Here is a 12,887-nt window from a genome sequence, read left to right as displayed (position 1 = left end):
CTCGCAGTGAGAAGTCACTGAATCGGTGGTTTGTTAAAAAGAGAAGGACGTCGCTAGTCGCCTTGTGTTTGAATAAAGTCGGATCTGAAGGGGGTATTGAAAGAGAAATAGCCACTCCAGACAAGTTCGTACTATCCGTCTCGCGGTTCATATACCGTTTCACGGACCACTACTATAAAAACATTTTATACGATTAGGGATCTGTTTATATAGTCTGTCAGCAAGGGCCGTGCTGCGGGCTCTTGTCCGGGAGTGTCGTCGGTTATGCGGACTCAAGATCCTCCTCACTATCCCCTGCAAGCCGTTAAGTGACTATGCTTACGTCTGCCGGGCTATGAGCGATGGCGAGTACTGCTTATGACTGACGGGTGAGTTGGATAGTGGTTGCGGCGATGTCTTCGACGGTTGCACGCCAACCGCCGACGGTAATTTCGCCCTCCTCCGTCGCCAGTGTGAGCGATGCAATCGTCGGAGGTGCGACGTGGTAGTTCGTGTTGACCGGCCCACGCAGTTCGTAGTCAACGATATGGCCCGTCCAAGTTCCCTCCCGCTGGATGTCCGTACGATGCCCAGCGACCGTTGCGACTAGTGTCTCGCCGGCATCGATGGTATCCTGATAATCAATGAGAACGCGCCGGGGATCGAGATAACATCGAGGGAGCGAGACACCGTCCTGGACCTGTGCAGAGGCCGTCCAGATCGTCTCCGTATAATCCTGAAGCAAAAGAACGAGCGTCGCTTCTTGGGTGATAAGATACGATCGCGACTCCTTGCGGGGGTGGTCACTTGCGTAGATGCCGTATGCACGATCGGCGGCAACGAACGTATCTGCCATTGCTCGGAAGCGGACCGGGAGCCCGTCTGGAAAGCTCAGGTCCGGCGGGTCCTGCGTGCCGCTGAGTAGGAGTCGGACGGTAACGCCGCGGTCGACAGCAGCGGTAACCTCGTCCGCTATTTCCTGGTATATTTCGACTGGTACGGAAACCGTGAGCCAACACTCGGCGGTTTCGATGGCCTGTCGGATGTGTCTGAGTGCCGTTTCCTGCCGACCAACCATCGTCACATAGCCCTCAGTTTCGGCATCCGTTTCCTGATACATCGCCTCCAGTCTTCTGCTGACAGCGTCGATGCGCTGGCTGATATCGTCAATACGGCGATGTTTCAGGTCTTCAAGCACGGTCTCCGGTGACGGTGCTGTAATCAATTTCCCCTGGCCGTGAGACCGGACCTCGATGAGTCCCATTTCGGCGAGGTCATCAATGACGTCATAGATCCGGCCCTGAGGGACGCCCGAAATATCGACCAAATCCGTCGGCTGGGCCTCACCCGCGTGTACGGCCGCGATATACGTCTCCGATTGGTATTTTGTGAGGCCGAGATCCTGAAGTTGGCTGGTGAGTTCCCGGTCGGTCATAGATTCTCGTTCAATATCGTCACAGTCTTGAAACTGAAGGATCGATCCGCGAAATCACGTAATCCTACAAACCGCCCGTGGATATTTAAAACCACGTACTGTGGTTGTGTTATGTCCAATCTCGCATCACCGCCGGCAGCCGACTTTGACAGTGCCGATGTTCTTTTGTCTCCTCCCGAGACTGGTCAGGGTCACTGGGTTGGAGCGCCGTGTGTACACCGCTACGAGGGAAGTGTCTATTTGGCTGCTCGCTGGCGCACTCCCGATGAACGCGGATATCAGTTATCCATCTATGAACGTAGTGATAGCGCCGACCAGTTTACCGAGGTTACAACGCTTACTGCCGATGAGTTAGATGTCGTAAGTATTGAGCGGGCCGCGCTGTGTACACACCCGCGTACCGGGGCACTCCAGTGTTATCTCCCGGTTGATCGCGGCGGCAACGACTGGGTGATCCAGAAACTCGCGGATGTCGATTCCCCAGCAGCGCTACGACCCGAGACCGCACGTACAGTATTGGCGCCCGAGCCGCAGGGATCGGACGCAGGTACGGTGAAGGATCCTGTCGTGGCCATTGTCGGTGGGCGGTATTATATGTACTACGCGGGGTTTGATGGTGTATCCGAGCAGGCTCACCTCGCCACCAGTGTCGACGGCGAAACGTGGACCAAACATCCGAACAATCCACTGCTCGGCCGGGGATATTGGCACGACCACCACGTCCGAGTGTCGACAGTCGTGCCGTCACCGGATGCCCCAGCCTGGTTGGTTTTTTACGGTGGGAGCGGGGTGACGGACGAAGGCCGGACCTGGAACCTCCGAACCGGTGTTGCAGTGTCACCGGATCTTGAGCGAATAACCGACACGTCACCGAACGGGCCGTATTATGTCGCGCCGACTGCCGACCGGATGACTGGGGTATCAACGTTCGCAACGTGCCGATATCTTGATATCCTCAGGTATAACGACCGCTGGGAACTGTTCGCTGAGGTTGCTCGCGAAGACGGATCGTTCGAGTTGCGGCATATAACAGTCCACCCATCGCAGGACCTCCCTCCCTATCGTGGCTGACACAGAGTGCAGCGGAGAAATACTCAAGTACGGTTCCGTTTCCAGAAACAGTGCGCGAAGTTAGACGATGTGACTAGTGTCGAAACGGGGTCTGATCACCCGTGAAGGGATCGAAGCGCCTCGAAACAGGCACCGACAGGGTGATACCCCGGTTCGACGGCCGGGCTTTCGCTGGTCGGATACGGACTCCCTCCACGGGAAACACGTTCGTACCAGTTGCCTTCCGGAGCAGTGAGGGTCGATTCGGCGTACCGCCAGAACCGATCGTAGTCGGCAAGGTATGTATCGTTATTTAACCGCTCGTACAGCGCGGCGGCGGCACCGATAGCTTCGGCGACCGGCCATCCGTATTTGTCATCGACAACCGGATCGCCGTCGTCGTCCAGGGTGTAGTAGAACCCGCCGTGGGTGTCATCCCAGCCAGTCTCAACAGCGTACTCGTACAGGGCTTTGGCCCGTGGAAGGAGCCAGTCCGGTGGATCCTCACGATGGCGGTGCAGGATGGCGAGAAGTTTCGCCCATTCGGTGTGGTGGCCTGGCTGATACCCCCACGGTCGGAACTGATCGGCCGGCGTCTGACGGTTGTACTCGAAGTCGTGCTCCCAGTTGACGGTGTAATGTTCCCAAATCCGGCCGTCCGTCTCATCCGCGAGGTCAACACACAGTCGCCGGGCCAGACATATGGCACGTTCTAACAGGGAGGTGTCACCTGTAGCCTCGTACGCCGCCAATAGCGCTTCACAGGCGTGCATATTTGCGTTCTGACCCCGGTATGACGACGGATCAGCCCACGCCGGGTCGAACTCGCTGCGGTAGAGTCCAACGGCTGGCTCGTAGAATCGGCTCCGCAGAATGCGCTCGGCGATGGTAAAGCCGTCGTGAGCAGCAGGGATCTGAGTCTGCTTCCCCCGGGCAAAGGCCAATACCACGAACGCGTGGGCATAGCAGACGCGACGGGAATCGACCGGCTCGCGCCCCCGGAGTAGCCAGTGGAACCCGTCCGCCTCGGCATCGTAAAAATCCGTCCGGAGAATGTCGACGCCACGCCGGATCTGTTCCAGAAGATCATCACGCGCCAGTATAGTCGCTCCATTATCAATCCACCCACGCTCGAAGAGGTGGAGTGCCCGCCAAAAGTTCGTAACAAAGCGGGCAGTCGCAACGATGTGTTTCGCATCGGGGTCATACACCTCGCCGGTCTCAGCGTCTAATTGAGCGATGAACCCACCGTGCTCACGGTCGAGGCAGGTTGGGTAGTAAAATTCCACCACATCAGTCATATGATCGACGAGCCACTCCCGGCTACGATACTCAGTCATCGGCTTCATCACCACCGCCAAGCGGTGTGTTCCCGACCCGGTTCGCTGCAGTGTCGATAACCGTTCGGACTGCAGCGTTCTCGAAGAGGTCGGTCGAGCGCGTCGCTGTCGGCTGCCCACCGTTCGGATGGAGACCGGTACTGGCCCGGAGGATTGCAAACGGTGCACTCGCAGCCCACGCCTGCGGAGTACATGCCGCGGGGTATGGCGTGGGCAAGTGATCACGTCCGAATCCACAGTACAGCTCCGGAAGGCGGTGGTTTTGGAAGTTCGTCGCGGCCTCCAAGACGTAGCCTCCAAGGCGCTCTGCAGCCGCGTCGTACCCATAGTTCGCTAACCCGAGTGTCGTGAGGGCAGTGTCGTGAGGCCAGACTCCTCCCACGTGGTACGATACCGGACTGTACCCGATGTCCGCTGCGCTCGTCGTACGGACGCCCCAACCACCAGTTAGCGCCTCGGACAGCAGCGTATCGACGACGGTCGCGGCTCGTGCGTCGGGAATGAGCCCGGTCCACAGGCAGTGCCCGATGTTGGACGCGACCCCATCAACGATGGTTCCGTCGGCCTGTTTCGCGACCGCATAGAAGGATCGATCGGGAAGCCAAAACTCCGAGTCAAACGCAGCTTCGATATCGGCAACCCGGCTTCGGTAGGTCTCCGGAGAGTGAGTTGATAACCCCTCCTGACTGCTGTCGCTGATCTCTGCAAGAAGGCTCGCCCCCGCGGACAGTGACGCTGCGGCATAGCCCTGCACTTCCGCGACGGCCAGCGGACGGTCAGCCGGCGTCCCGTCGGCGTACCGAATGCTGTCGGCTGTGTCCTTCCACGCCTTATGAGTCAAGCCGTGGTCGGAATCGTCGTAATAAATGAACGGGTCGGTAGGTCCGTCTCGACTCGCTTGATACACCCATTCGACGGTTTCCGCCAGCGCGTCAGCGAGGTCGGCCGCAAGCGATAGATCACCCTTCCAGCGACAAGTCTCGGCGAGCAGGAGAATCCAAAGCGGCGTGGCGTCGACCGTGCCATAATACGGTGTATGCGGAATATACCCTCGCTTCGCTAATTCGCCGTGGCGCTGTTCGTGAAAGATCTTTCCAGGCGCCTCTTCTGTCATCGGATTAGTGGTTTCGCCACGGTGGGAGGCAAGGTACCGTAGGGTTCCCTCAGCCAACTCCGGGGCGACCGGCAGTGCTTGATACGCCGTGATGAGCGCATCGCGTCCGAATGGAGTCACAAACCACGGGGTCCCTGCTAACGGGACGGGGCCAACGGCAGTTTCGGTCGTTAGGGCGACCAAGTCCTCTGCCGCCTGTTCCAATACCATCCCGTGTGTATCATCCGAAGCCGGCAACGTGGGAATTGAAACGGGACGCCGCTGTCTGCGGGACGGAGCGTCGTGGGGGCTTGCTCCGTCGATACCGACAGCAACGGAGACGCTAGTTTCTCCCTGCGGGGGAACAGCAACGGAGAGAGTAGCCCGCGAACGGGTGAGTTCGTCAGGTGACGGCGTGAACGAAACCCGCGTCTCATACGTCGTCTCTCCACCCGTGTGGTCATACGTGTACCGTGACAGGATCTCGTCACCATCGACTGTCGTATCGATGTGACGGTCAACATCGCTCTCAAAGCCCCGTACCTCGAACAAATCCGCGAAGTCCACATCCAGCGTTGCAGTCAACTCAACCGTCTGGGTGGTGGTGTGGTGGTTACTCACGGTCAGGGTCTGTATGCACCCATACCCTTCCGAGATCCCGGTCTCCCGCGTGATGACAATGGGGGTGTGTTTCGGGGCGGTCTCACCGGAGATATCGTTTATTTCGGTTCCGGCTGGAGCCAACAACTCACGCATCGCGGCCGGGGATTCGAGCACCGAACGTAGCGATCGAAATCGGTCGTCAGTGATCGTCCAGTCAAGTTGGGACAAGTACCGCGTATCACGGTGGTAAAGCCCACCGACATCATCAGCCGTCGTTCGAATCTGCTCGCCGTCGGGTACGACAAAATAGGTGTACCCGTCGACCAGCGTCTTCAGTGGCATTGCTCAGTGACACCCTCCGAACGGACTTCGGTCGACGCTCCATCCCCGGCGATGCATACTGATACCTGTATAATGCGACGGAATAACCTTTGCGGTGATAACAACAACTCAGAGGAGTTGTTCACCGGAAGATTTAATTCATATCTCTAATTATTGTTCAATATGGTTGATCGTACCAGGGACGGTTACACGGCCGACGTCGGGCTGACGCGGCGGCGACTCCTCCAAGTCGGCGGTGCAGTATCCGCTGCCGGACTTGCGGGTTGTAGCGGCGACATCGGTGGCGGTGGGAGCGGCGGTAACGGGAGCGGTAACGGTGGCGGAAGCGCGAGCGAGATCGACTACTGGAACATCCACAACGGCGACGACTTCCGGCAGCCGATCAACGGAATCGTCAGTTCGTTTGAGGAGGAATCCGGAGCAACAGTCAACACTCGATACATCGATAACGATTCCATCGCGGAGCAGATCTCAAGTGCAGTGGCATCCGATACGCTACCGAATGTCGGGCTGTTGGCAATTCAGACGATCCAGCGACTGGGCGCCGACGGCACACTTTCACCCGACAGCACCACCGCAGTAATCGAGGAAATCGGCGAGGATGATTTCCGTGACGGCCCACTACAGTTTATGAACTCAGGCGACGGTGGGTACTACGGCGTTCCGGCCGACGCGTGGGTCCAAGGCATCTGGTACCGGCAGAGTGCCTTCGAGGAAGCTGGACTGGATGCACCCGTTACCTGGGATGCGATCCTGGAAGCGGCCGAAACGTTCCACGACCCGGACAACGATACCTTCGGGATCGGCTTCGGCACACAGGTCGACGCCTACGCCAGACAGTGCTTCACGCAGTTCGCCCGGTCGAACGGCGCTCGGGTACTGGACGCCGACGCGAATGTCGTCTTCGATTCCGACGCGATGATCGAGACACTGGAGTTCTATCAACAGCTTGGGCAGTACACCCCGGGATCAGTCACGTTCGACGATACGCGGAACCTCTACGCCAACGAGCAGGAACATATGTTCCTGTACTCGTCGTATCTCCTTCCGACGCTTCTCGACGAACAGGGCGAGGAGATGGTCGCCGACACCGGATTAGCCCCAGCGACCGAAAACACCCGACGGAGTACGTACGGCCAGGTGCTCGGACATACCATCTTCGACGCCGACGATGCAGGCCTATCGGCCTCGAAGGACCTGATCAATCATATTATGACCGGGGATCAGTACGTAGATTGGGTTCACACCAACCCCGGTGGGACGATGCCGGTCCGGCAGTCGACAGCGGAGAGTGAGGATTATCGGAGCAACGAGGTCATCTCAGCGTGGGGCGAAACGATCGGTCAGATATCCTCTGCACTGGGGAATATGGAACGGTTCGACGTCGTCGATGGGACCCTCCTCCCCGAGTTCGGGCAGATTTCGAGTCAGTCGCTGGTCTCCGAAGCGGTCAATCGAGTGGTCATCAACGGGGACGATCCGGAAACAGTCGCGACCGAACAGGCCGAAGAAATGCGCAACGTCCTGTCGTAATGTCCGTCGGGAGCCGTCTCGCCACGGCCACCGGCGTCGACCAGTATCTCGAATCACCCGCCCAGCGCCGTGAAACGCTCCTCGGGATCGCTCTCATTCTCCCGTCAGTACTCCTGATCGGGAGCGTGATTCTCTATCCGATCGTCTACAACGTGTACCTCAGTTTCACCGAGGTGCCGTTGAATCCCGATCAGGTCCCGACTTGGGTTGGCCTGGAAAACTACCTTTCATTACTGACATCTGCCCGGTTCTGGCAGGCCTTCCGAACAACCATCGTGTTTACTGCCGGGAGCACGGTCGCCTCCACTATTCTAGGACTGGCAGTAGCGCTGCTGTTCGACCGACAATTCCGTGGCCAGCGGCTCGCTCGTGGCCTCGTCTTGCTCCCTCACGTCACCCCGATCATCGCGGTAGCATTCGTCTGGCAGTTTATGCTCAGCCCGCTTTGGGGAGCGATTCCGAACCAGTTGGCACAGTGGGGGCTATACAGTTCACAGACGGGCCTGCTCACCCAGAGCAGCACTGCTCTCCCGACGGTGATTGTATTCTCGGCGTGGCGGAACTTCCCGTTTGCTTTCCTGTTGTTTTTAGCTCGCCTACAAGCCATTCCGGAGTCTATGTACGAGGCGGCACAGATCGACGGTGCGGGACCGGTTCCACAGTTCAAGGATATCACGCTCCCGGAGTTGAAGGGAACTATCGCCATCGTCGTCCTTCTGCGGTCGATCTGGGAGTTCAACGCTTTCGCTCAGGTGTGGTTGCTCACAAGACAGGTGCTGACGCTTCCGATCTTCGCCTACCAGACGGCATTCGCCAACTTTGAGCAGGGGTTGGGCGCCGCCATCTCACTGCTGTTGTTTATTATTCAAGCGATGTTCGTCGTCGGCTTCGTCACGTTGTTCGGGGAGGACAAGGTATGATTTTGGAGATCGCAGCACAGGCACGGTCCAGTCTTCGAGTGCTACAGACGGGCTATCGAAACGATAGTTGGCTTGGCAGGCTGGGGTTCTACGTCGCCTTGGGGCTGACCCTGCTCGTCTCCCTGTTCCCGTTCTACGTGATGCTCGTGACGAGCCTCACCCCCGACGCGGCTATTTATTCCGAGGACCCATCGTTGCTGCCCGGGGCGGTGACGCTGTCGCAGTATACCGTACTGTTCGGCTCCGAAACCTTCGCATTCACTGCATACTTCTTGAACAGCGCAATCGTTGCCACCGTTACGGCGTCGTTCTCGTTGGTGGTCGGAGTCGTCGGAGCCTACAGCTTTACCCGGCTCGAGTTTCCCGGTAATGGACTGGTTCGACGAGGTGTCGTCGTCGTGTATATGTTGTCGGCCATTACCGTCATCGTCCCATTGTTTCAACTCATCACCGCGTTGGGGTTGGTCGACACGCGGCTCAGCCTCTTTATTACCTACACCGTGAGCACGCTTCCACTGACACTATATATGCTCTGGAACTACTTCGAGAGCCTGCCGGTCGAGATCGAGGAAGCGGCCCTGTTGGACGGGTACTCCCGGGTAGAAACTATTTTCCGGGTGGTCGTTCCGCTAAGTCTACCAGTACTGGTTGCAGCATTCCTCTTTGCGTTCAAAATCGCCTGGAACGAGTACATCTTCGCCTCGGTGTTTCTGAAGTCACAGGCCAAGCTGACGCTTCCGATCGGCATTGAGCAGATGAACGCAAACTTCCAGAACGTGTGGGGACAGATTATGGCAGCCTCGTTCCTCACCACGCTCCCAATCATCATTATGTTCCTGTACTTAGAGCAGTATATGATCGAAGGGCTCACTGCCGGCGCCGTGGAGGGCTGAAATGTCAGAGCACCCACCGCAGCACGAGGGGAGGATGGACGCCGACTCGTCAGCCGATCCTTCCGTGAGAACCGAAACGGACGACGTCGAAGCCGAGGTGGCGAGTACCGGAGTCAGGCTGGTTGAGTTGACGAAGCATTACAACGAAACCGTCGCCGTCGACGGGATTGACCTCGAGGTTGAGCCGGGAGAACTCCTCGTCCTGCTTGGCCCGTCCGGGTGTGGAAAGACCACCACATTACGGATGATCGCAGGGTTGGAGACGATCAGTACTGGCCGTGTCAACATCGGCGGCGCAGACATCTCACAAACCACGCCACAGGAACGGGACGTCGCGATGGTGTTTCAGAACTATGCGCTCTATCCACACAAGACCGTCCGCGGGAACATCGCATTTCCGCTGCATAAACTCGATCTCACTAACACCGAAATCGGCGATCGTGTCAGTTCAACAGCATCGTTACTGGATATCGATGACCTGCTTGATAAGCAGCCGGCAGCACTCAGCGGGGGGCAGCGCCAGCGGGTGGCCGTCGGGCGAGCGCTTGCGCGCCGTCCTGCCGTGCTCCTGATGGATGAGCCACTATCGAACCTGGATGCCAAGCTCCGGGTGAACACCCGATCCGAGCTCCGTGATCTTCAACAACGGCTTGGAATCACCACAGTATACGTCACACACGATCAGGAGGAGGCGATGAGTTTGGCGGATCGGATCGCTATTATGAACCGCGGTTCGGTGGAACAAGTCGGCACGCCACAGGAGGTCTACCAGCAGCCGACCTCCGAGTTCGTCGCCTCGTTCCTCGGGGATCCATCTATGAATATTTTCGACGTAGATGCCGTCTCCGCGCCCGTCGTGTCAGCGTTGGCTGCTGGTGCACCCGCCAGAACCGCCCGCGTCGGCATCCGGCCCGAGGACGGCTACCTCGTCGGTGGCGATGGGCGATCACGTGCCCCTGATGTGACACTCACGGATTCCGTAACTTGCTCAGTTACCGTAGTTGAGCCGATCGGTCGGGCATACGAGGTCACACTCACTTCCGGTGCGAAACAGTTCATCATCCGGGTCCGCGACCGGCCTGCGTGGCTCAAGAAAGACGAATCAGTGAGCGTCGCGTTCGACACCACCGCGATCACACACTTCGGCCCTGATGGACGGAGGATCGTCGATGGTTGAACTCAAACTGGACCACGTCACGAAGCGCTATGATGACGCCCAAGAAACTGAAACGGCTGTCAACGAGTTGTCACTGACAGCCGAAGACGAACTCGTTGTCCTGCTGGGACCCTCCGGCTGTGGAAAAACCACGACACTCCGGATGATAGCAGGGCTGGAGTCGGTGACGGACGGCCGCATTTCCATTGACGGTCGAGATATCACCTCGCTGCATCCCAGTAATCGTTCTATCGCGATGGTGTTCCAGGACTACGGGTTGTACACGACGATGTCTGTCGGCGAGAACATTGGGTACGGTCTCAAGCACTCGACCGACCTTCCGGCAGCTGAACGCCGGGCGCGAGTCGAAGAGGTGGCCTCGATGTTCGACATCGAGGAGCTGCTTGATCGCGAGGTGACCGAACTCTCCGGCGGTCAAAAACAGCGTGTAGCGCTCGGTCGAGCGATGATCCGTGATCCAGATGTGTTCCTTCTGGACGAGCCGCTTGCAAGCCTCGACGCAAAACTGCGCTCGGAGATGCGAACGGAGCTTCAGCAGCTCCAAGCCGAGATGGACATTACGACGGTATACGTTACGCACGATCAAAAAGAGGCAATGACGATGGCCGACCGGATTGCTATCCTCAACGACGGTGTTATACAGCAGGCCGCCCCCCCAGAGGAGATCTATGACGACCCCGCGAACCGCTTCGTTGCGGATTTCCTCGGTAACCCCCCGATGAACCAACTCCCTGCGGTCGTGGAACCGGCAGGCTCGGAAACGTACGCATTCCGTTATCAGGGGGAGCACAGCAACATCGTATTAGCGACCGTCCCTCAAACGAGGGCTGACGTGTCGGGTGGTGATACGGTTGTTGTCGGATTACGCCCGGAGGCACTCGCGATCACACCACACCCGACCGACCGCAATGGGTTCGATGCAACGGTTGCAGTCACCGAGTATCAGGGGAACGATAATTTCGTTCACCTACAGATCGAAGAGCGGGAACTGACCGCGGTCGTACTACCGACAACCCAACCAGCACCGGGCGACCGTGTCAGGGTCAGTATCGAGCCCGAGGAAATCTACTTGTTCGATTCCGATACGGGGGAGACCATACGAAGCCCAAAACACCAAGATGAAAAGCCCTCCTACGACTCTGGGAGACCGATCTGATATATCGACTACCCCTGTGATAGAACGTGTTCGGCTCTATATTCGATCCTCCGCTCGCAGCGGGGGGTGATTAGTGATACGGTCCGGTATAGCTTCCCCGCCGAGTGCATCGCGGACACGCTGCGGGAAACACTACGTTATCGAAATTCGTCTGCTGTGATCGTCTCAAGATACTCGACGCTGACGTACTGGAATTTGATACGGCCGCTGAAGCCGTGTTGAGGGAGGAGCGTCTCGGCTGCCCGTCCCGCCGGTTTGTCGGTTGTCAAGAGAACAACGTGATCTGCTTGCCCAGTATCGAGTACCTGAGCAGCAAGCCCCACAAGTGCCGTGTCCGCTTTTTCTGTGATATCCTCGTCGCGGTCGGTCTCGTTGGCAATGAACCGCCGTGCGTCGTCCATCACGGTCGAGACGAGTGGATTGGTATAGTCGAGCTCGTCGGCGACGATGATCCACCCCTCCTCAAATCCATCGGGATAGGGAATGTTTCCTGAGGGATATTCGTCCGCTGCGGAATCTCCCCCGAGCTCCTCGTAGACGCGTTGGGGGACACGCAATGAGACACCTGCCTGTTGGAGTGCCCGACGGAGCCGTTGAAATTTGTCTCTGTCCGGCCCTCCACACCGTATGAAGACACCGGTATCGGCGATATAGACCGTCGTCATACAACCGCGTCGGCGTATTCGATGACAACTGGTTCCAACGCCTGGAGAATAATCTCGGCTTCAAGCGGTGAAAGGTCAAGTTCCCGGGCTGTAATCCGATGGTTGACCGTACCGTCGACGTACTCGTAGGCGTACTCGAGAGCGACAGCGAGACCATCAAGACCGTAACGCTCGATGTAGACGTCGATATCCTCGTCCTCGTCGCGGCGGGCGACAGCCGCAATAAGTGCCGGCGTGATCTTTTGGGTCTCGCCGTCCGTCGAGAGCGTGAGGTCAATCGACTCAGCATCGTATTCGTACGGTCGCTGATCACGGGTTTTCTCCACTAATCCAGCGGTTTCGAGGTTCTGCACATAGTCGTAGGCGGTCCCCTGTGGAATGCCGAGTTCATCAACGCTCTCGGAAACGGTGACCGGACCGTGTTGTAGGATGTGAGCGTAGAGCCGAGAAAGTGCCGGCGTATCGAGAAGATCGGCTACCGTCTGAAGCTGCTGAATCGGTGGTCGATCTGAGCGAGGAGGTGAATGCGCCATCTCGATTATGAATTATGCATAATTCGTTATAAGACTTCCGGCGATGGATTGTAACTCGTGATTGATACGGTACTCTCGAAGGGGCAGCCGCTTGCAGTGGCGTTCCCCAGGGAAAGCGGCTTTCTGAACCGCTAGTAGCATTCGTGCTTCACCGACGGCGGCGGGGTA

11 protein-coding genes are annotated in these 12,887 nt (G+C 58.0%); 6 read left to right on the top strand and 5 right to left on the bottom strand.

Features of this window, described 5'->3' with window-relative positions:
• Positions 1 to 355 precede the first annotated feature (355 nt).
• A complete protein-coding gene (locus ABEI27_RS03980; RefSeq protein ID WP_375798120.1) occupies positions 356 to 1,414 on the bottom strand; it encodes a TrmB family transcriptional regulator in 1,059 nt (352 codons plus the stop codon).
• Between the two features lie 552 nt (positions 1,415 to 1,966).
• On the opposite strand from ABEI27_RS03980, the gene ABEI27_RS03975 reads away from it, so the two are divergent.
• Positions 1,967 to 2,485, top strand: a complete 519-nt coding sequence (locus tag ABEI27_RS03975) for a hypothetical protein (RefSeq protein WP_375798119.1) — start codon at positions 1,967 to 1,969, stop codon at positions 2,483 to 2,485.
• Between the two features lie 95 nt (positions 2,486 to 2,580).
• Here ABEI27_RS03975 and ABEI27_RS03970 read toward each other — a convergent pair whose 3' ends face one another.
• Together ABEI27_RS03970 and ABEI27_RS03965 are read right to left on the bottom strand one after the other, a co-directional pair.
• The gene (locus ABEI27_RS03970) at positions 2,581 to 3,804 is read right to left on the bottom strand and encodes an AGE family epimerase/isomerase (protein WP_375798118.1); all 1,224 of its coding nucleotides are present in this window, start codon (positions 3,802 to 3,804) and stop codon (positions 2,581 to 2,583) included.
• Entirely contained in the window at positions 3,797 to 5,842 is a 2,046-nt protein-coding gene (locus tag ABEI27_RS03965) for a glycogen debranching N-terminal domain-containing protein (protein WP_375798117.1), read from the bottom strand. Before ABEI27_RS03965 ends, ABEI27_RS03970 begins: the two co-directional genes overlap by 8 nt.
• Positions 5,843 to 6,004: 162 nt before the next feature.
• Here ABEI27_RS03965 and ABEI27_RS03960 point away from each other — a divergent pair, with 162 nt between their 5' ends.
• Genes ABEI27_RS03960 through ABEI27_RS03940 form a run of 5 tightly spaced genes read left to right on the top strand, consistent with a single transcriptional unit; the run spans position 6,005 to position 11,521 of the window.
• Entirely contained in the window at positions 6,005 to 7,375 is a 1,371-nt protein-coding gene (locus ABEI27_RS03960; protein WP_375798116.1) for an ABC transporter substrate-binding protein, read from the top strand.
• Positions 7,375 to 8,295: a carbohydrate ABC transporter permease gene (locus ABEI27_RS03955; protein ID WP_375798115.1), complete on the top strand. Its 921-nt coding sequence runs from the start codon at positions 7,375 to 7,377 to the stop codon at positions 8,293 to 8,295. Before ABEI27_RS03960 ends, ABEI27_RS03955 begins: the two co-directional genes overlap by 1 nt.
• Positions 8,292 to 9,188: a carbohydrate ABC transporter permease gene (locus ABEI27_RS03950; RefSeq protein ID WP_375798114.1), complete on the top strand. Its 897-nt coding sequence runs from the start codon at positions 8,292 to 8,294 to the stop codon at positions 9,186 to 9,188. The genes ABEI27_RS03955 and ABEI27_RS03950 overlap by 4 nt, the downstream gene beginning before the upstream one ends.
• A 1-nt stretch (position 9,189) precedes the next feature.
• The gene (locus ABEI27_RS03945; RefSeq protein ID WP_375798113.1) at positions 9,190 to 10,365 is read left to right on the top strand and encodes an ABC transporter ATP-binding protein; all 1,176 of its coding nucleotides are present in this window, start codon (positions 9,190 to 9,192) and stop codon (positions 10,363 to 10,365) included.
• Positions 10,358 to 11,521 (top strand): ABC transporter ATP-binding protein, encoded by a 1,164-nt coding sequence (locus ABEI27_RS03940; protein ID WP_375798112.1) that lies wholly within the window; start codon positions 10,358 to 10,360, stop codon positions 11,519 to 11,521. The genes ABEI27_RS03945 and ABEI27_RS03940 overlap by 8 nt, the downstream gene beginning before the upstream one ends.
• A gap of 137 nt (positions 11,522 to 11,658) precedes the next feature.
• On the opposite strand, the gene ABEI27_RS03935 is transcribed toward ABEI27_RS03940, so the two are convergent.
• Together ABEI27_RS03935 and ABEI27_RS03930 are read right to left on the bottom strand one after the other, a co-directional pair.
• Positions 11,659 to 12,186: a hypothetical protein gene (locus ABEI27_RS03935; protein ID WP_375798111.1), complete on the bottom strand. Its 528-nt coding sequence runs from the start codon at positions 12,184 to 12,186 to the stop codon at positions 11,659 to 11,661.
• The gene (locus tag ABEI27_RS03930; RefSeq protein WP_375798110.1) at positions 12,183 to 12,719 is read right to left on the bottom strand and encodes a helix-turn-helix domain-containing protein; all 537 of its coding nucleotides are present in this window, start codon (positions 12,717 to 12,719) and stop codon (positions 12,183 to 12,185) included. Before ABEI27_RS03930 ends, ABEI27_RS03935 begins: the two co-directional genes overlap by 4 nt.
• Between the last annotated feature and the right edge of the window lie 168 nt (positions 12,720 to 12,887).

The sequence above is a fragment of the Halobellus sp. genome (assembly GCF_042218505.1).
GTDB lineage: Archaea > Halobacteriota > Halobacteria > Halobacteriales > Haloferacaceae > Haloquadratum.
This window is presented reverse-complemented; position numbering and strand designations above follow the sequence as displayed.